Genomic DNA, 20322 nt, shown 5'->3' with positions numbered 1-20322 from the left:
AATTGATCCCAGGCCCATCACCTTCATAAAAGCCTTAACGCGGCGTGACGGCAGGTATTAGCTGCTCTCAGGACTAGCTTTCTGCTGCTCTTCACCTGGCAGTCCCTTTCAGCCTGGGGGACCCCTCTCTTTAGATGGACTTCAGCATACTTCATCCTTCAACGAATTATCTTATGTTATGGATTATATTCACAAGACTTTTATTTGTCAATAAGGGGCGGCTTCTTTCTAAAGTGAACGCGGGCATGAAGTACAAAAACTTTCAACACAGCCAAGATGGGAATCGAAAGGACCATGCCGACGATACCGCCTATTTCGCCTCCGGCCAATAATGCAAGCATGATGAACAGCGGATGCATATGAAGGCTTTTACCGACTATTAGCGGAGACAGGATATTTCCTTCGAGAAATTGAAGGACAAGCACGATGACCGCGATGATCAACACCATTTTCACTGACATTGTCGCGGCGATGACCACAGCAGGAATGGCCCCAATAATCGGTCCGAAATACGGAATGACATTCGTTATTCCGATTATCGCCCCCAAAAGAAGCGGATATTTCATTCCGGCTATCCAGAAGAGCAGCGAGGAAATCAAGCCGATCACGACACAGACGATGATTTGTCCGCGGATATAGCCGCCAAGCGATGCATCGACATCACGAACGAATGCCCGTCCCTGATTGCGCCATTTTTTCGGGGTCATATACCATGCCATTTTTTTTAAAACGGTGAAATCTTTCAGGATATAAAAAGCAATGAATGGAATCAACGCAATCAGGACGATGAAATCAATCATCTTCATTGCATACTCCATCGCCTTTTCAGGTATACGCTTCAGCCAGCCTTCGAAAAGGGTGACACCCTCTTCGAATCTTTCATGAATTCCGAACGGCCAAGCCGCCGTTTGATGATTGAGCTTATCAATCCTGCCCCGGTACTGTTCAACCAGTTCCGGCACGCTTTCCGACAGCTCGCGAACCTGGCTGACGATCACTGGAATCCCTTTATAAACGGCAAAACCGATCCCCCCGAAAAACAACAAATAGATGATCGTGATCGAAAGCCAGCGACGCATCCCTTTCTCATTTAAATATTCCACTACAGGGTGCAGCAAGTAACTGATGAACGCACCGACCAAAAAGGGCAGCAGTACCGTCACACATACAGTAACGGCAGGTCCCCACATGGGCTTAAGTTTCATAAAAATATAGATGACGAAAAATAAGAGCAATAAAAAACCCAGGCGATAAAACCACTTTAGCCGAATACTCACAATAAACACCCCCCGCTCATTTATTCTTCGAAAGGCGGAAGGTTTTCATACATAAAAAAGAGTGCCCTCATTATCAGGACACCCATTCCTGCTATAATAATGACTTTAATCTTTTGCGTATTTTCTTCATGTTCCGTTTGATCATCTTCGAGTTCATCAAGTCCGAACCCATATTCATTAGAGTATTGCGTGAACGTCTAGCCATTGCAAACACCTCTTCCGTTATTTACATACCGAAGCGGCGGTCATTTTCCTCAAACAAATCGTCCAATGAGCTTAAACTTCCATCTTCCTCGACTTGGTGCGTATTGATGAGCCCTTCGGACAGAGTCATTTCAATAAAGCAATTCCAACAATAATATTGATTTACGCCAATCTTCCCAACATCTTTACTGCGGCAATTCGGACATTTAATTTCCAAAATGGACACCTCACTGTTCATAAACTGAAACAATGATGGTATCCTTCCCTAATGCAGGCGGCTGTTTTGATTCTATCACTGTCGACTCCGAGAAAAACCCATCCGTTGTTTCATACGCTATAATCGTGCCCATTTCTTCCTTGAAATATACATCCTGCAGTAAACCAAGTTCTTCGCCCATTTCTGAAAACAGCATGCGTCCCAATACTTCGTCCTTCGAAAGGCAAATGGAATCCGCAGGCACTTTCCTTAAGGTTGAATCTTGTTGGCTGATGACGATCCCATCTGGACCGAATGAAGAAATATCGTCAAGTTTCAAATGAAAAGCTCTTTTGAACAATGCTTGCTGATGAACGACCAAGCCCGTTACCTGTCCCATTTCAGAAATTGATAAATCGTGGACCGTGCCGATTCTTTCTCCTTTGATTGTGAAAACCGGCATTCCTTTCAATAAAGAAAACGTCCGCAAGGTCATCCCGCCTTTCCGAACATTTTTATTATCTCTTTACTACTGAAAATAGATGTGCTGAAAGGTTTTCCATTGTTGGTCCAACACAGGGGCCTACATAAAAAAAAGACCGGTTTCCCGGTCAGATACACGTGCTTTTTTACCAGCCCCTGCTGGCACCTCCGCCGCCGGAACTTCCTCCGCCGCCGCCCCGTGGACCGCCGCTTCCGCCTCCACGGCCGCCGCCGCGACTTATGAATATCAAAAGGATATTGATTAGCGTTTGAAGGAAAAACCCTTTAAAGAACTTGGCATCGAGGATGAATACGATGATGACGACGATGATAATGAGGAAAATCTGTAAACCTGATGGCTGAAAGGTTCCTGACTCGGGCTGAACGGAGAGATCTTGATAAAACTCGTCACCTAGGTTGTATTCTTTCGTGACGTCATTATATACAGCCTTATAGGTCTCCGTCAGGGCAACATCATATTTACCCTCTTTCAGCGCGGGGATAGCCACATCATCCAAAATTTGTCCGGATTTTATATCGGTGATGGCCCCTTCCAAACCGTACCCCACTTCAATACGGATTTTCTGTTCTTCCATGGCCAGCACGATGAGGACTCCATTGTTCAGCTCGGCATCACCAAGCTTGAATGACCTTAATGCCTCGACCGAGTACTCCTCGATCTCGGATCCTTCCATCGAATCAACCGTCAAAATGGAAATTTGTGCTTTTGTGGCATCATCCAATCGTTTCCCAAGTTCGATGAGTTCCGATTTTTCCTGATCATCCAGGACTCCGGCGAAGTCCTGAACATATATATCCCCCACTGGTTCAGGAATGTTAGGTTGTGCTGCGGCCACGTTTGCTAAACTGAACGTGAGAATGAAGAATAGCGCAAACACAGCGAGTTTTTTCATTATTTATCGCTCCCGAAATCAACCTTTGGCGTTTCTTTTTCTTGATCGGTCACTTCAAAATATGGTTTGGCATCGAACCCGAACGCTCCTGCCATCATATTCTTCGGAAAGCGTTTAATCATCTTATTATAGTTGGTAACTTCATCATTATAGTCTTTTCGTGCTACCGTCAGCCGATTTTCCGTGCCTTCCAAACTATCCATGAGGCCCTTAAAGTTCTCATTGGCCTTTAAGTCCGGATAGTTCTCGACAACAACCAAAAGACGGCTCAAGGCCCCGCTCAATTCTTGATCGGCTTCAATCGCATCTTCGGTCGAATTGGCACCTGCCAGCTTCGAGCGTGCATCACTCACCGCTTTAATGGCTTCCGTTTCATGAGCGGCATAACCCTTCACCGTTTCAACAAGATTCGGAATCAAATCCGCTCTTCGTTTTAATTGGTTATCCACCTGTGACCATTTATTATCGACATCTTCACTGGCACTAACAAGTCCGTTGTAGGAAGATGCGCCATAAATGACCAATAGAACGACAACGACTATTCCGACTATCCAACCTTTTTTCATCAAATCCCCCCTGCTCACATATAAGTTATATCCTTATTAGTTCCACCAAAACCATGAATTTTAAACAAAATCAATCAAAAAGAACCTACATAAAATCATATGGCGTGACATTTTCCATCCCGATCATCGGGTCGGCATGCATAAGAATATCAAGATAACTTGCCTCTTGATGTACCTCTCCCTTTTCAACCGGCATTCCTTCTTCACTCAAGATCTCCCGCAGCTTTTCACGCAAAGTCGTTTTCCGGCGCATCTCATCATTACGCTCGATCCCTAAACGGAATGCATCTTCTTCACCACATAGGATCAAGAAATTTTTACTGCGGGTAATCGCCGTATACAATAAATTACGGCGGAGCATCCGGTAATAACTTTTCACTACAGGTAAAATGACGATGGGGAATTCGCTTCCCTGCGACTTATGGATGGAGCAGCAATAGGCATGTGTAATCTGGTTCAAATCCTGCTTCGTGTAAGTCACTTCGATGCCTTCGAACGATATGATCACTTTATCGACAGAATCGGTATTTTCTTTAGCGAATAATATTGACACGATTTCCCCCATATCGCCATTAAAGACACCCTCTTCTGGCTGGTTCACCAGTTGAAGCACCTTATCTCCGGTTCTATATATCACGTCGCCGAATTTTATTTCCCGCCGCTTTTCATTCGCATTGCTATTGAACACTTCCTGAAGCATTTTATTCAGTGCATCAATCCCGGCAGGCCCTCTATACATGGGAGCCAGCACCTGTATATCTTTGGACGTGAAGCCTTTCGTCCTGGCATTGGCAACCACTTTCTCGATCACTTGGGGGATTTGATTGGTTTGGCAGCGAATGAACGATCGATCTTCCTGCTGTTTCGTGACATCATCCGGAAGCCTTCCTTTTTTGATTTCATGGGCCAATTCAATGATCGATGACCCATCAGCTTGACGATATATATGTTCGAGACTGACAGTCGGTACACAATTCGATGCAAGCAAATCCTTTAAAACCTGCCCAGGTCCAACAGATGGCAGCTGATCTTCATCACCAACCAAAATCACCTGGACATTTTCCGGCAGAGCTTTAAACAATTGATGGGCCAGCCACGTATCCACCATCGAAACCTCATCGATGATCACGATACGGCCATCCAGCTGATTATCCTCATCATGGGAAAAGCCTTCACTTCCGTTCCACCCCAGCAAACGGTGGATCGTGACTGCGGGGAGCCCCGTCGACTCGGCCATGCGTTTCGCTGCACGGCCAGTAGGAGCCGCAAGTACGAATGGAAAGGGATCGCTTCCTTCTTTTTTATAATCGTTAATGTCCATGGATACACCATGCAGCTCTGCATATAGCTCAACGATGCCTTTGATGACTGTCGTCTTACCGGTACCCGGTCCCCCCGTCAAGATCAACATCGGTGATTGCAGGGCTGTCTGGATCGCTTCCTTTTGGGCCGGGGCATAGGAAACGTCAAGCCGCTCTTCCAGATCCCCAAGTGCCAGCAAGAACTCCGATTCGGGGAACTGGTCCTCATACTCGGTTTGAGCAAGCAGCCGCTTGATGTTCATCACGATTCCCTTTTCCGAATAGAATAGCGAAGGCGGATAAATTCGTTGATCCTCGACAACGATTTTCCCCTCTTGCGTCAATTCGATTATTTCCGAGGAAATGTTGGTGAACTCAATGCGATCCCGTTTATTTTCCTCCAGCAGCCGTTTGACCGCTTCCAAAAGCTGCTCGGCTTCTATGTAGATATTTCCGTCCTGGAGGCATTGGGATTCAAGCGTATACAAGCACGCAGCCTTGATTCGGTCGGGGTGGCTGCCGGAAATGCCCAGCTGATGCCCAAGCTCATCCGCCCGTCCAAACCCAATCCCTTCTATATCCTCTACGAGCTTATACGGATTACCCTGAACCATCGTGATCGTATCCTGCTTATACATTTGATAGATTTTCATCGACAGCTGAGGACCGAAGCCATATTGATTCAAGGCGATCATCACCTGCTCCAGACCTTGATGTTCGACTAATGTATCATAGAGGCCCTTTGCCTTTTCCCCTGATAGCTTCGGGATATCATCAAGCAGCGAAGGCTGAGCCAGAATTTTTGAAATGGCCTTATCACCCAGTGTCTCAACAATGCTTTCGGCTGTTTTTTTCCCAATGCCCTTGAAAAGGTCACCTGACAAATAACTGACGATGCCTTCCTTGGATTGAGGCAGATCCTTGCGAAAATGCTCTACATGGAATTGAAGGCCAAAACGCGGATGTTCCTTCATGGCCCCATAAAAAATATAGATCTCATCCTCATGCATCCTTGGAAAATAACCTGTTACGACCGCTTCCTTCTCTTCATAATCCAGATTCGTTTCATGCACACGAATTCTCACAACCGAGTACATATTTTCTTCATTATGAAAGATCGTCACTAAATGACTGCCTTTCATGAACTTTTTCTCTTCTGAAAACAAATCCAACGAATCTTGCTGGCTCAACGCTTCTCCCCACCTTTCCATGCATATGCTTTTTATTTACTCAGCATTCATTTCTTCCAACAGTTTCTTACCGTGCGCAGCAAGCATATGGTCAGGCTGTGCTTCCAAAGCCTTATCAAAATAAACCATCGAGGCTTTCGCATCCTCACGATACCCTGCAAACGCAACGCCTAAATTATAATAAGCATCCGCATGATTCGGATCCTGTTCCACAACTTTATTCAGTTGATCGATCAATTCATCATACAATTCCGCATTAGCAAGACATAACGCATATTGGAATCTTGCATCAACATCCTCAGGGCTCAGCTCCACCGTTCTCTGCAGATAAGGCATCGCCAATTTCGGTTGATCCAATGCCATCAATGTCAATCCAAGCATGAAATAAGCATCGCTGTTATCCAGTCCCAGACGGATGGCCTTTTCAAACATATCCTTCGCTTCGACCAGTTTAGAATCGGATTCATAATATAAGTTTCCTAATGAATAGTAGGCCGCTGCTGCATTTTCATCCAGCTCGATCGCCTTTTTGTAAAACTTGACCGCTTTATCCGTTTCACCAACGGCAGTCAATACATTCCCAAAGTTTATGTAAGCAACAGGCTCATTCGGGTTTTCCTCGATCGCCTCATTAAAAACTTTCGCCGCTTCTTCGTATTTCCCTTGCTGCATAAATTCAATACCTTGTTGATTCTTATCCATATCCATTCACACTCCATTTTTATATTAAAAAGTATAGCATAAGCCAGTGGCCGAATTCAGGCGGTCACCCGCAATCCAAAAGAAGTCCCCAACCGCAAACACAGCTGGGGACATGATTATTTTACCCTACGTAAGTCAGTTTTTCACCTTTTTTAAATACTTCATCAATCGTACCGCCGCCAAGGCACACTTCACCATCATAGAAGACGACTGCTTGTCCAGGTGTGATTGCGCGGACGGGCTCGTCAAAGATGACTTCGACATCACCATTGTCCAAGACCTTCACCTTAACACCGCTATCGTCCTGACGGTACCTGAATTTTGCCGTGCATGTGAATTCATCGGCAGGCGCATGTTCCGCTACCCAGCTGACATTGACTGCACGAAGGGAATTGGAATACAGCACATCATTATCAAAGCCTTGACACACATACAGTACATTGCGCTTCAAGTCTTTTCCCGCAACAAACCAAGGATCGCCGCTGCCGCCAATCCCCAGACCGTGACGCTGACCGATCGTGTAATACATCAATCCGTCATGCTTGCCCATAACCTTGCCATCCATCGTGACCATATCACCAGGCTGTGCTGGGAGGTAATTGCTTAAAAACTCTTTGAAATTGCGTTCACCGATAAAACAGATCCCTGTAGAATCTTTTTTCGTTGCCGTGGCAAGACCCGCTTCTTTCGCAATTTCACGGACTTCCTTCTTATCAATATGTCCAAGCGGAAACATGACTTTTTCCAACTGTTCTTGAGTAAGCTGGTTCAAGAAGTACGTTTGATCTTTATTATTATCGACACCGCGCAGCATTTTGTATTCGCCATCCCGGTATTCAACCTGTGCGTAATGACCTGTAGCCACATAGTCGGCACCAAGGCTTACCGCATGTTCAAGAAAAGCCTTGAACTTGATTTCCTTATTGCACATTACATCCGGATTCGGGGTACGGCCCGCTTTATACTCATCCAGGAAATAAGTGAAAACTTTATCCCAATACTGCTTCTCGAAATTGACCGCATAATAAGGGATGCCGATTTGATTACAAACGGCAATTACATCATTGTAATCTTCGGTTGCCGTACAGACTCCGTTTTCATCTGTATCATCCCAGTTCTTCATGAAAATCCCGACCACATCATAGCCTTGATTCTTCAATAGCAGGGCTGACACAGAAGAATCCACGCCTCCTGACATACCCACGACGACGCGGGTGTCCTGTGGTGCTTTTCTCATTCTGTCACCTCATTTATTTTAAAGTAAGAATTATCTTCTCACTAATCTATTAACGATTTTAACGGTGGTTTCTGCCGCCTGCCTTACTTCCTCTTCCGTGTTGTTCAGACCGAAGCTGAAACGGATCGAATTCTTCGTCCGCTCCGAGTCCTTCCCGAACATCGCCACAAGCACATGCGACGGATCGATTGACCCGGCAGTACAAGCGGATCCGCTCGATACAGCAACACCTGCCAAGTCCATATTTACGAGCATCGATTCCACATTCGTACCCGGAAAACTAACATTCAGCAAATGCGGCAGCGACTGATCCATGGATCCGTTAATTTCATATTGTACATCCGCCTCATCAAAGACGGCAAGCAATACGTCTTTGAATCGCTTGTATTGCTCCTTTTTCTTTTCCATCGTGCTTTGTGCAATTAAAACAGCTTCTGAAAAACCGGCAATTGCCGGCACACTCTCCGTACCAGCACGGCGCTTGCGTTCTTGTTCCCCGCCATATAAATGCGGGTTCAGCTTCAATCCTTCACGAATATAAAGAAAGCCGATTCCCTTGGGACCATTGATTTTATGCGCGGTTACACTCAGCAAATCCACACCCAGCTCACGAACGTCGATAGAGATCAAACCATATGCCTGAACCGCATCCGTATGGAAAATGGCTTGATGACCCTTGAGCACCTGCCCTATCTCAGCAATCGGCTGGATCGTACCCACCTCATTATTGCCGAACATGACCGAAACCAAAATCGTGTCGTCCCTCAATGCCGCCTTTAAATCGGCAATTGAAATAAGCCCCGCTTCATTCACAGGTAAATATGTGACCTCAAAGCCAGACTTCTCAAGGTATTGGCAAGTATGCAAGACCGCATGATGCTCAATCTCCGTCGTAATGATGTGCTTCCCTTGTTCTTTATAAGCATTCGCAACACCAATGATCGCCGTATTATCAGCCTCGGTTCCGCCGCTCGTGAAAATGATTTCATTCCGCCCGACCCCGATGCTTGCTGCAATACTCGAACGCGCTTCATCCAAAACATGGCGCGCCTCCCGTCCAAAAGCATGAATGCTCGACGGATTTCCGAAATCATTGCTCATGACCCTCATCATCGTATCGATCACATCCGGATGCATCGGTGAAGTCGCAGCATGATCTAAATATATTCTGTCCACTTTTTTGTCGCCTCCATTAAAAAACGCAAGCGCCTACATAATAGGCGCATTGCTAATCAATTAAATATAGTACATATAAGAATCGATTTCACCCGTATCCTTGTAGCTCGCCAAATCCATAAGCGTCGTATTATCCAATACATCCTTCACGGCATCGCGAATCCTGATCCAAAGCTGACGCTTCACCGGCTCCTCATCCTCGATTCCCTCAACAGGCGTAATCGGCCCTTCCAATACACGAATGACATCACCTGAAGTAATCTCCTGAGGATCTTTGGACAGGACATACCCGCCATACGCACCGCGGACACTCTTCACCAACCCTGCATTACGAAGCGGTGCAATCAACTGCTCCAAATAATGCTCCGACAAATTATGCGTCTGGGCAATCGATTTCAAACTCTTCGGGCCTTCTCCATAATGTTTAGCAAGCTCGATCATGATCGTCAAACCATAACGGCCTTTAGTAGATATCTTCATACATATACACCTCAAATTATTTATCCGTTTCTAAATTCTTTTGAAATTATAGCATATTCCCGCCGGAAATGCATTCACCCGCCCTTCCTTTGTCAAATTATCCTAATTGGAGAGATAGGAAAAGTGAAAATAAAGAATGAAATGTAAACCGTTCGAGGGGTATGATCGAATTATTCGCTCGTGAGGCTGGGTCGATTGATAAACCCTACATCACATTAAATCCCCATAGAGACTGCCATAATAGGAAATCACCCTCTTTTTATAGCATAATCAGCGCATTTCCCCCATCAGTTGTGATACCTTATATAAAAAGGAGAGGTGCGCAATGAATATTAAACCGCTTGCTTTCCGGATGCGGCCTCGATCGATTGATGAGATCATCGGGCAGGAGCATCTGGTCGGTGAAGGAAAAATTATCGCAAGGATGGTAAAAGCCAAGCAGCTTTCTTCCATGATCCTGTATGGTCCGCCGGGAATTGGCAAGACATCGATCGCAAGTGCGATTGCCGGAAGCACGAAGTTTGCGTTCCGGACGCTGAACGCGGTGACCAATAATAAAAAGGATATGGAAATCGTGGCAGCCGAAGCTAAAATGTCCGGTAAAGTGATTCTGCTGCTTGATGAGGTTCATCGGCTCGATAAGGCGAAGCAGGATTTCCTATTGCCTTATCTTGAAAACGGGATGATCACCCTGATCGGTGCAACGACCAGCAATCCCTATCACGCCATCAATCCGGCCATCAGAAGCCGGTGCCAGATTTTCGAGCTCAAATCATTGGTAACCGAAGATATAACCAAAGCGCTGGAACGGGCACTTCATGATGAAGAGCGGGGACTTGGTGCATATGAAACCGAGGTCAGCCTTGATGCCCTTACCCATTTCGCGACTGCTTCGAATGGAGATGTCCGCAGTGCCCTTAACGCACTTGAGCTCGCCGTCATTTCCACCGAACCCGATGAGTCCGGAACCATTCATATAGATCTGCAAATTGCCGAGGAATGCATGCAGAAAAAAAGCTTCTCACATGACAAGGATGGAGATGCCCATTATGATGTCCTGTCGGCTTTCCAAAAATCAATTCGCGGAAGTGATGTGAATGCCGCCCTTCATTATTTGGGTCGCTTAGTCGAAGCCGGAGATCTTGTAAGCATCGCCCGCCGCTTGGTAGTCATCGCATACGAAGACATAGCTCTTGCCAATCCCCAGGCTGGCCCCAGGGCCCTCGCTGCAGTCGAAGCCGCTGAACGACTCGGTTTCCCTGAAGCCCGGATCCCACTTGCCAACTCAGTGATCGAATTATGCCTATCACCTAAATCGAACACGGCCATTGTCGCAATCGATGCAGCCCTATCAGACATTCGCAGCGGCCATAGCGGCGATGTACCAGATCATCTTAAGGATGCCCATTACAAAGGGGCCACCGAACTCGGCCGCGGCATCGACTACCTTTATCCGCATGACTACGAGAATGGCTGGGTGAAACAGCAATACTTACCGGACAAACTGCGCAGCAAAAAATATTACAAACCGAAAAAGAGCGGGAAATTTGAACAAGCACTTGCCTCGGTCTATGAAAATATCGAGAAAAAGAAATAACTCCGGATCACTTCAAATCCGGGGTTTTTTTATTGAAAACTTTCAGCATGCCTCATGGTGACAAAACTGCCTCCCCATTCATCATCTCAATGATGCCATCTTTCACCACACTGACCATCCCACTAATCTAACGGACGCAAACTAAATTGAGCACGAACCAGTTTTTTGGTTTGTAAACAGAAAAGTGTACAGCCACATTCCATTAAAACTTATTTCTATTAAAATCCCAACTCCATGAATTTTCCAAAGAGATCCATTCAATATATTGACCATTATCCCGTAAAAAACCACCAGTAAACCATTGTGCTTTAATCATCCATAGGCAATATGTACAATTGTCAGCCAAACACTCCGGCTAGGTCCTTAAGAAACCGCTTAAGCTAAATTCCCTTTGAATTGCCTTGCTTGGCCAATTTTTCTCGTATCTAGTAAATGGATTACAATCCTAGCGTCAATTATGAGTCTAGCGGCATGTCCTTTTACAAAAGAAGGCACAACAACTCTTTGGTTGCTGTACCTGTATGGTCAATCTTCGTCTTTATAGATACCCTTCGATGCTTTAATCATATTATCCAGCCACATTTTCTTAAATATATTCACACGACGAGGAGTGCCATTTTCCTCACCCTCAGCTGAATTTTCAGTTTCTTCTTCTGTGGCCTCGGAAAGGATTTCATTTGAATTGCCTTCATCTGATGAACTTTCCGTTGAACTGCTTTCATCTGAAGAACTTTCCGTTGAACTGCTTTCATCTGATGAGCTTTCCGTTGAACTGCTTTCATCTGATGAACTTTCCGTTGAACTGCTTTCATCTGATGAACTCTCCGTTGAGTCACTTTCATCTGATGAACTTTCCGTTGAATCACTTTCGTACGAGGAGCTTTCCGTTGAATCACCCTCGTACGATGAGCTTTCCGTTGAATCACTCTCATACGAGGAGCTTTCCGTTGAATCACTCTCGTACGAGGAGCTTTCCGTTGAATCACTCTCATACGAGGAGCTTTCCGTTGAATCACTTTCGTACGAGGAACTTTCCGTTGTATATTCCATTTATTCTTTAACCTCCAAAATTTATTTATCCTCTAGGGATATCCGTACTGCATATATATGTTCCTACTTTCTAATAGGGACTTTGCTTATCACCCATTTTGAAGTAAATCTTCGTTCTAATTTAACTAGTTGTTAAATCTGATTAGCTTTCAGTTGAACTACTTTCATCATCTGATAAGCTTTCCGTTGAATCACCCTCGTCCGATGAGCTTTCCGTTGAATCGCTCTCGTACGATGAGCTTTCCGCTGAATCACTTTCGTATGATGAACTTTCCGTTGAATTACTTTCGTATGATGAACTTTCCGTTGAATTACTTTCTTCGTATGATGAACTTTCAGTTAAATATTCCATTTGTGCTTAGCCTCCAAGATTTATTTATTCTTTAAGGATATCCGTATTGCATATATATGCGCCTTCTTTCATGGAGGGACTTTGCTTATCACCCATTTTGAAGTAAAACTTCATACACCTGGATATATTTGATTAATCCATTTCACCTGATCAAATTCATTAGAGTCATAGTTTTTCTCATTCCAAACAAAAAAATAACCTCGGACTTCCCGAAGCTACTTTATTATTCCTTCATATTAGCTATGATGTCCTTTTAGCCAACCGATCACTGATTTCCCACTAGATTCTCGAAGACCCTCGACATTTTCCTTGGAGATGATCTCGCCAACCTTAATCAGAATGAATTATCCATTGGCCCCTTACACCCCATAAATCTTCCCCGCTTCAAACATCAAGGGCAGCAAAGCTTGCTGTAAAATCATGATTACCCAAGTACAATATAAAAAAGATATGCAACTCTAATAATCGCGAATCTAAAAAAGAAATAAACACTAGGCCAAATTGCACAACTAATAACCAAAGAAGTGTAGATTTTCCGATCAGCCACTCCTTTAGCATTAAACCTTTAATTGAAGAATTGTTCTAGTTGAGTTACACCAAAATATGCCAAAGGTATTATAAAATAGCAAAATATACTATTCTTTTACTATGAAATTAAATATAATAGATGAAGTGGTTACAAAAAGAGGAAGGAAGTAAACTATGAGACATGAAAAAAAGAAGAAAAAGAAACGGACATGGCTGAAGGTAGTCGGGATAATTGTCCTACTTTTTATACTTGCTGGGGGAGCCTTTGCCTACTCCGTATGGAATTCATTGACTAAAACCGTTGACACGATGCATACACCAATAGACCGTACCACCGATAAACGAACGAAAGACCTTGCACTGTCAGATCAAGAGCCATTCTCGATGCTCATGCTTGGTGTCGATGAACGTGATGGCGACAAAGGCCGTTCAGATACTATGATTGTCTTAACAGTCAATCCACAAAAGAAATCGGTCAAAATGCTAAGCATTCCGCGTGATACACGGACCGAGATCGTCGGTCATGGAACACAGGATAAAATCAACCATGCATTTGCCTTCGGCGGCGCGAAAATGTCCATGGATACCGTTGAAAACTTCCTGGATATTCCAATCGACTATTATATGAAGATCAATATGGAAGGATTTAAGGATATCGTTGACGCAGTCGGCGGCGTGACCGTTCAAAACGATTTGGACTTCACATCCGATGGCATTCATTTTGCAAAAGGTACGCATACCCTTAACGGGAAAGAAGCCCTTGCCTATTCAAGAATGAGACATGATGATCCGAGTGGTGATTTCGGCCGTCAATCCAGACAACGTGCCATCATCGAAGCAGTCATTAAGGAAGGTGCAAGCCTTTCCTCCCTGACGAAATACGATGAAGTCTTCGATGCACTCGGTAATAATATCCAGACGAATTTGACGTTTGATGACATGATGGACATCCAAAAGAACTACAGGGACGCAAGCAAAAGCATTACCCAATCGTCCATAAATGGAAACGGAACGAAAATCGACGGCATCTACTATTATATTGTGTCAGATGAAGAAAAAGAAAAGGTTCAATCCGAATTAAAAGAACAATTATCCATAAAATAAGAAAAAATGAAAGAGCTGTCCGGACCCGCATCCTGACAGCTTTTTCATTTTCCCCGTCCAATATTCTGACAAAAAACGAACACCAAATGTAGAGATTTGTTGGAATTTTTGTTGTTTATTAGGCATGAAAAGACGGTATAATCTAATATGAGCTGACAATCCCATCTTCCCCTTGCCCCTTTCATCACTTGACACTATTATTCTTTGGACCCGGAATTCCATCAACCGTCATTCATCAACTATAATAAATGATCCTAAACAAAAGGAGTGGATTTAAATGAAAATCAAAGCAGGCAGCTGGGCTATGCTAAGCAAACAGGACAAAATGTTTATTCTGAAAGCCATCAGTGACCGTTCAAGAATGAAATATGTTTCATGAGAGGTAGATCTTTTCGGCATTATTATGAGAGCAGCGCCTCTCCCTTTTCAATAAAACGAACTTGAGCCTGAAAAAGGAGAGGAATCTATTCTAACTGATAATCCATAACAAACACCATTCACCTTTTTCCTTTACGACATAGCAATTTTGTTCCAAAATAAACACCCTATAGCGAGATTTGAAGACCTGTGTAGCTCTGGTATTTCATAGGCCGATTTATACTGCCTCCCAACCTAATCCAGACACTAGTTTTTCACTTTCTTAAATATCGACCAACATTATCATACTGAAAGGTCTCTACTTCCATATTGTAAAAGTACAAGACAACGATGTTGCACATATTCTGCGCGATTATATCGTAGCTTCGAAACGCTTTTCAAATGCGTGGCCAATGAAAAATGATACAAGCTCCTCACCAGAAGAATACTCGTTAAGATCTTACATTTATTCATCGCCTTCATAGGTTTACTTACATAAACGACAAAAAAGAAGCATGTTATGAACATGCTCCTTCATAATATGTAGCCCTATGAGTTCTTCAGATTTATTAGCGGCTTCTTCATTGAAACAAGAAAAGAAGATTCCTAGTAAACCGCCAATCGTGACCAGGATGATATCCTGCCATAAAGGGGACGACCACCGGTTAGTTTTCAATACCCAACACCAATAAGCCCAAGACCAATTATCTACAAATCATATACTATCGGGTTGTTCAATGATCCCGCTTAGTTTCTCCTTAATCTCTTCCACAAGTTCATTTACAGTAACATCTTGTCCAGACTCACCCTTGGCAAAAGTGTCTTTTAAAATATCAAAAAAATCCATTCGAAATTTCCACTCCAATATTTAATTGAGCCACCATTTCATACTGTTGTCCTAATATTTTTTCAAAAATAAGGAATATAGCTCATTTATTTGATAATCACATATATCGTAGGAATTGGCAAGCGGAAACTCGTTTATCATTAGATAATTCACAGAAAATTAACAATTACTAAACATTAGTAGAAAGGATTACTAGTAAAACTAACTTATTTATGTGATTTAAAGGAAAACAAAAAAGGACCGATTCCTCAGCCCCATCGACACCCCATATTATACTTATCCCATAAGATAAGTTATTAATGAAATTAAAACTAAAATAATAGTAATATAAATCCCAATAAAAATTTTCTTCCTTCTCTGTTTCTTTTCATAAACTTCCTCGAACGTAATGAATTTATTTTTTGTCATCAAATAATCTCCTTTTACTTTGATGGCAGCTATCTACATCGCCACTTGCGAAGTCCCTTTGCTTGATCTCTATAATTTAGTATCGGCACAAAACCAAAGACTTTTAGGTATTATTAACTATTTTTTATAGGTTATATCTCCTAAATCTGTAAAAGGTTGCGTCTAACGCATTATGTACATTAAAAAATTCTATGAAAACATTTCAAATCCTGCCTAGGTATCATTTTAATAATCTAAATCTTAAGCACTCACTTTATAAAATTGATGATTATTTTTATCCAACCGCAAAATGCCAACCATAACGGTACACTAAATACAGTTCCCCACATTAATCCCTTCAAAAAGGCAATAGGTACATCCATAATAAAAATCCCCCTCAATAAGGTTGCATTTTTTTATTATTATCGCCATGTTCTTTATTCTGGATACCTTTTACGTTAATGAAAATAAAAAAAAGAAGACTGTATAACAGCCTTCCCTAACGTAATTATTATCCCTGATTTGTTTTTTCCAGTTCATTTTCCTTCATGAACTCCCGCACATCTTCAATAGATAATCCTAGATTTTTAGCCTCTAACATTAAATAAACCCATTCTTCCCGTTCATTGTTAGCTTCCATGATAAACCCCACCTAGCTTGTGGTAACACAGCCGTCTTAGCATGTAGCCTTAGACCTGTAATTTTGCGTCCCTACTTTTCAATAGGTTTGCCTTTCTCAAGTATATTTCACATTATGATCTTCCTATTTTGGTTCATGGAGTTAATTTTTTCATTCTTTCTTTTTAAGAAATCGTAAAAGCCCATGAATTTTTTCACTAAGTATTAAATACTATATTCATGTTAATTATACGTAAAATCCTGTCCATTAATTAAAATACTTTTCGTTAATTTCCGCCATCATTCTACAATATTCTTAAAATAATAACTAGATATCTAGGAACTTTTATCAATCACAACAAGTTGAATAGGGATTAATATTAAAACAAAGCATTACGTTAACTTTCTTCGCCGTTTATTAAAAACTTTCATAAAAATACTTCCTTCTTCTGTTTTAAAAAACTTAACTCCAACTAATTTTAAAGGTGTCCATATTTCTCTCATTTGGTATAAAGGCATTAAAGATCATCCTTTCTTCTATAAATTATTAATTGAGCTTTTTCTTATAAAAATGACAGGTATATATTAAATAGTAACATCCATCATTTTACATTTTTTGTTCCTTTATTTTATATTCTTCGATAGAATTAACAGGTTATATAATTAACATAACAAACAAAACGTTCTTTATAACGAATAGTTAAATTGAATTACCATCTTTACATTATTATGTCAATTGGTTTCTTAAATTTATTCTATTTGCATATTTAGTAGTTTATTTCCCTCTTACAGGAATAATAAACATCACCTGTATGTCTAATCCACAACTTGCTAACTAATCCCCAAACTTCCATATCTCACATAAATTTATGGTAGTGGGAACTGGGTTTATCCATTGGCCAAAGTCTTGAAATCTCTTATTAAGGCATTTGTGTTCCGACTTTCAACTATGCTCCTTTTTATTAATTGACAAAAGTTTTAATCACCCATTAAACATTTCATAATTGAGCTTAAAAATTAGGATATGATAGTTAGTTTTGTATTTTTCTGTCTATTCTTGTCTGTTTTAAAGAACTAACTATACTTTATTGAGAACAAATGCTATATTATAAAAAAAACGATTCATATGGAGGAGGATATGACTAGATATGAGGAATTCGACTCATTAAGGGGTTTAGCCGCTCTCATTGTGTTAATTGGGCATTATTTGATGGTATACCCTTCATATGCTAATTATCAGTATGGTTCAAACAGCTCCTACATAATTTATTTATTCAAGGAAACTCCTCTACGCCTTTTTTTCAGTAGTGGAAATGAGTCTGTCATTCTATTCTTTGTATTGAGTGGTTTTGTTTTGTATTTATCAGTTAATAGTGCTAAATTCCACTATTCTACATACTTAATAAAACGAGTGTTTCGAATTTATTTACCATATTTAGTAGCAATAAGCATGGCTATATTGGCTAAAATGTTTTTAAGCCAAATTGATTTGCCCTTTATCACTGACTGGTTTAATAAATCTTGGACAGGGCCGGATACTCCTTCCTTATTAATAGAACATCTTTTGTTCATTGGGAAGTACAATACAGACGCCTATAACAATGTTATATGGTCCCTTGTACACGAAATGAGAATTTCAATTATATTTCCTTTACTGATTTTTTTATTTATACGAAAAAAGCTTAAAGACTCTTTATTATGCCTTTTTGTTTTAATTTTTTCATCGACTTTGTTTTTGTATTTGTTTGGTTCTAATGTGGATATAACAAGCATTCTTCTTAGTTTCCACTACAGTACTCTTTTTCTAATGGGAGCAATAATAGCTAAATATCGACATGGGCTTTTTTCCTACACCTTGAAAATGAAAAAACCTGTAAAAATCGCATTGTTGTTGGGTGCAATTATCTGTTTTATGTACGAAGGCATCATTGGTGAAGTGGATTTTTTAAACAATTATATTTTCAGGGATTATGTAGTCTCGTGCGGTGTTTGCATTTTTATTTTCATGAGCGTGTCTTCCCAGAAAGTTTCAAAGATCTTGAGGTCTAGAATGCTAACTCTTCTTGGGAAAATTTCATATAGCTTGTATTTGTACCATCTTATATCCTTATTCTCATTGATGTACCTTTTCTATAACAAGCTGCCTACCGGTTTAATATTGATCTTTTCCTTTTTCTTTTCTTTTTTACTGTCTACAGCTTCCTATCTACTCGTGGAAGAACCATGTATGAGGCTCGGAGCGTACTTCACAAGAAACAAACAAGAAAAAGTAATTTCCAAAGACCGCATAGGTTTAAAACGCAAAATAGGATAATTCCTACTATTATATAAAAATTCTTTGCAAGTTGTGAACGTATTCTTACTATCTCTAAAAAAGTGGTGAAATCGATGAATGAAAAAGTAAAAATTAAAGATTTTATACGAATCTTAAAAAAGCGAATATTTATCATTATTCTATCTACCCTTTGTATTACTGGTTTTATTATTTTTTCGTCCATGTACCTTATGAAACCAACCTATCAGTATTCCACTCAAGTTCTGGCAGGATCATTAAGCATGGATGAAAAGGAAGCCTCGATAAACAAGGTTCAAGAGAATAGACAGCTTGCCCTTTCGTATATGGACATCATTAAAAGTCCGCAGATCATGTTAGGAGTTAAAGAGGAATTGAATCTTAAGACTTCTAGCTATGACTTACTTAAGCAAGTTTCCATTACTAATCGAGATAATTCACAAATCATCACGATTACCGTCAAGGATTCAAATCCTGAATCCGCTAAAGACATCGCCCAAACTGTCGCGAGGCATTCGATATCTAATTTTAAAGACATTACAAACGTTAAACAGATTAGTATTCTGAATGATAATGAAATGGGACAAGCAGAACTGCTTTTCCCAAAGCCGAAATTCATCATAGCCATTTCAATCGTAATAGGCTTTTTTGCTGGAATAGGCTTAGCACTTCTTAGAGAGCATTTTGATGATTCAACCTACTCCGATAGGGAGCTTGAACTTCTTGGAATTCCATTATTAGGGAGGCTGGATTTGAATACCAAAAGAATAAACAGAAAACGTAAAACAACTTATAAAACCTTACCTTCCACAAAACGGGGTGAATATAGTGAGTATTAAATTCACAAGGAAACAATCCTTTTACCTAAATGAAATCAATAAAGAGCAATTTTATTCAATATGTAACAATATCGAGTCCAACCTTCATAAAGACGATTCAATATTAATGATTACATCTCTTTCACAGTCACAGAATATTGCAAATGCTACCGCGTACTTAGCACTTGCCTTTTCTGAGCAGCGTAAACGGGTGCTTGTAGTGGATGCTAATCTGCGACAGCCTTCGCTGCATCATGTGTTTAATATTGATAATTCGTTCGGTTTGACCAACCTGCTTTTAAATGAGACGCCCATTAACGATCATGCTATACATATTAAGGGTCATCTATTCTGTATACCTACAAGCGAAGCCATTTATGAACCAGCAACATTATTAACATTAGAGACCCTTCCAACTCTGATTGAAGAGTGGAAGAAGGATTTTGACATCATTTTATTCCATACGTCAGACAGTTTAAATAAACCTGATGCAAATATCATTGCTAAATATTGTGATGGGATAATATTAGCGATACAAGAAGGAAGAGATAAGTTAGAGAAAATTGCCGGTGTGAAAATGCAATTTGAACGGGCAAATCTTGAAATTTCAGGATCAATGATCATTTCTTAATTCAGGGAGGATAA

Annotated in this window: 19 protein-coding genes and 1 riboswitch; of the genes, 5 read left to right on the top strand and 14 right to left on the bottom strand. The window is 41.2% G+C overall.

Translation table 11 applies throughout. The features are described from left to right. Window positions 1-200: 200 nt before the first annotated feature. The 10 genes from A6755_RS09945 to cymR all read right to left on the bottom strand — a co-directional run bounded on the left by A6755_RS09945 (window position 201) and on the right by cymR (window position 9726). Complete coding sequence (locus A6755_RS09945) at window positions 201-1277, bottom strand: AI-2E family transporter (RefSeq protein WP_054400170.1); 1077 nt, start codon at window positions 1275-1277, stop codon at window positions 201-203. A 226-nt stretch (window positions 1278-1503) separates the two neighbouring features. After that, complete coding sequence (locus A6755_RS09940) at window positions 1504-1719, bottom strand: hypothetical protein (RefSeq protein ID WP_034311361.1); 216 nt, start codon at window positions 1717-1719, stop codon at window positions 1504-1506. Then, window positions 1709-2167: a PRC-barrel domain-containing protein gene (locus tag A6755_RS09935; protein ID WP_063590574.1), complete on the bottom strand. Its 459-nt coding sequence runs from the start codon at window positions 2165-2167 to the stop codon at window positions 1709-1711. Before A6755_RS09935 ends, A6755_RS09940 begins: the two co-directional genes overlap by 11 nt. A 139-nt stretch (window positions 2168-2306) precedes the next feature. Then, entirely contained in the window at window positions 2307-3074 is a 768-nt protein-coding gene (locus tag A6755_RS09930; protein WP_063590573.1) for a TPM domain-containing protein, read from the bottom strand. Then, on the bottom strand, window positions 3074-3643 hold the full coding sequence (locus A6755_RS09925; RefSeq protein WP_377307279.1) for a LemA family protein: 570 nt from the start codon (window positions 3641-3643) through the stop codon (window positions 3074-3076). Before A6755_RS09925 ends, A6755_RS09930 begins: the two co-directional genes overlap by 1 nt. A gap of 82 nt (window positions 3644-3725) precedes the next feature. Beyond that, window positions 3726-6131 carry an SF1B family DNA helicase RecD2 gene (recD2, locus tag A6755_RS09920; RefSeq protein WP_063590571.1) on the bottom strand — a complete coding sequence of 802 codons (2406 nt, stop codon included), beginning with the start codon at window positions 6129-6131 and terminating at the stop codon, window positions 3726-3728. A gap of 36 nt (window positions 6132-6167) precedes the next feature. After that, the gene (locus tag A6755_RS09915) at window positions 6168-6833 is read right to left on the bottom strand and encodes a tetratricopeptide repeat protein (protein WP_063592505.1); all 666 of its coding nucleotides are present in this window, start codon (window positions 6831-6833) and stop codon (window positions 6168-6170) included. A 121-nt stretch (window positions 6834-6954) separates the two neighbouring features. Further along, window positions 6955-8070 carry a tRNA 2-thiouridine(34) synthase MnmA gene (mnmA, locus tag A6755_RS09910; RefSeq protein WP_034308651.1) on the bottom strand — a complete coding sequence of 372 codons (1116 nt, stop codon included), beginning with the start codon at window positions 8068-8070 and terminating at the stop codon, window positions 6955-6957. A 30-nt stretch (window positions 8071-8100) separates the two neighbouring features. After that, complete coding sequence (locus A6755_RS09905) at window positions 8101-9246, bottom strand: cysteine desulfurase family protein (RefSeq protein ID WP_063590570.1); 1146 nt, start codon at window positions 9244-9246, stop codon at window positions 8101-8103. 60 nt (window positions 9247-9306) lie between these two features. After that, window positions 9307-9726, bottom strand: coding sequence for a cysteine metabolism transcriptional regulator CymR (gene cymR, locus A6755_RS09900; RefSeq protein WP_034308657.1), 420 nt, complete (start codon window positions 9724-9726; stop codon window positions 9307-9309). A gap of 325 nt (window positions 9727-10051) precedes the next feature. Between cymR and A6755_RS09895 the strand changes: the two genes are divergently transcribed. Further along, window positions 10052-11323 carry a replication-associated recombination protein A gene (locus tag A6755_RS09895; protein ID WP_063590569.1) on the top strand — a complete coding sequence of 424 codons (1272 nt, stop codon included), beginning with the start codon at window positions 10052-10054 and terminating at the stop codon, window positions 11321-11323. Between the two features lie 525 nt (window positions 11324-11848). Here the strand turns inward: A6755_RS09895 and A6755_RS09890 are convergent. Both A6755_RS09890 and A6755_RS09885 read right to left on the bottom strand, forming a co-directional pair. Next, window positions 11849-12373 carry a hypothetical protein gene (locus A6755_RS09890; protein WP_063590568.1) on the bottom strand — a complete coding sequence of 175 codons (525 nt, stop codon included), beginning with the start codon at window positions 12371-12373 and terminating at the stop codon, window positions 11849-11851. A 142-nt stretch (window positions 12374-12515) separates the two neighbouring features. Then, window positions 12516-12725, bottom strand: a complete 210-nt coding sequence (locus A6755_RS09885) for a hypothetical protein (RefSeq protein ID WP_063590567.1) — start codon at window positions 12723-12725, stop codon at window positions 12516-12518. A gap of 702 nt (window positions 12726-13427) precedes the next feature. On the opposite strand from A6755_RS09885, the gene tagU reads away from it, so the two are divergent. Further along, window positions 13428-14357, top strand: a complete 930-nt coding sequence (gene tagU / locus A6755_RS09880; RefSeq protein WP_063590566.1) for a polyisoprenyl-teichoic acid--peptidoglycan teichoic acid transferase TagU — start codon at window positions 13428-13430, stop codon at window positions 14355-14357. Between the two features lie 1072 nt (window positions 14358-15429). Here the strand turns inward: tagU and A6755_RS27915 are convergent. Then, window positions 15430-15561 carry a YwzD family small protein gene (locus A6755_RS27915; RefSeq protein WP_255294649.1) on the bottom strand — a complete coding sequence of 44 codons (132 nt, stop codon included), beginning with the start codon at window positions 15559-15561 and terminating at the stop codon, window positions 15430-15432. Window positions 15562-16459: 898 nt separating this feature from the next. Then, window positions 16460-16588, bottom strand: coding sequence for an anti-repressor SinI family protein (locus A6755_RS25960; protein WP_084737604.1), 129 nt, complete (start codon window positions 16586-16588; stop codon window positions 16460-16462). An 18-nt stretch (window positions 16589-16606) separates the two neighbouring features. Then, window positions 16607-16690, bottom strand: a riboswitch (cyclic di-GMP riboswitch). 1014 nt (window positions 16691-17704) lie between these two features. Between A6755_RS25960 and A6755_RS09870 the strand changes: the two genes are divergently transcribed. From A6755_RS09870 to A6755_RS09860, 3 genes are all read left to right on the top strand, one after another. Continuing rightward, entirely contained in the window at window positions 17705-18880 is a 1176-nt protein-coding gene (locus A6755_RS09870) for an acyltransferase family protein (RefSeq protein ID WP_063590565.1), read from the top strand. A gap of 74 nt (window positions 18881-18954) precedes the next feature. Next, on the top strand, window positions 18955-19698 hold the full coding sequence (locus tag A6755_RS09865; RefSeq protein WP_054400157.1) for a YveK family protein: 744 nt from the start codon (window positions 18955-18957) through the stop codon (window positions 19696-19698). Then, window positions 19688-20308 carry a CpsD/CapB family tyrosine-protein kinase gene (locus tag A6755_RS09860; RefSeq protein ID WP_063590564.1) on the top strand — a complete coding sequence of 207 codons (621 nt, stop codon included), beginning with the start codon at window positions 19688-19690 and terminating at the stop codon, window positions 20306-20308. The genes A6755_RS09865 and A6755_RS09860 overlap by 11 nt, the downstream gene beginning before the upstream one ends. Window positions 20309-20322: the final 14 nt, after the last annotated feature.

It is taken from the genome of Peribacillus frigoritolerans (assembly GCF_001636405.1).
Classification (GTDB): domain Bacteria; phylum Bacillota; class Bacilli; order Bacillales; family DSM-1321; genus Peribacillus; species Peribacillus frigoritolerans.
This window is presented reverse-complemented; position numbering and strand designations above follow the sequence as displayed.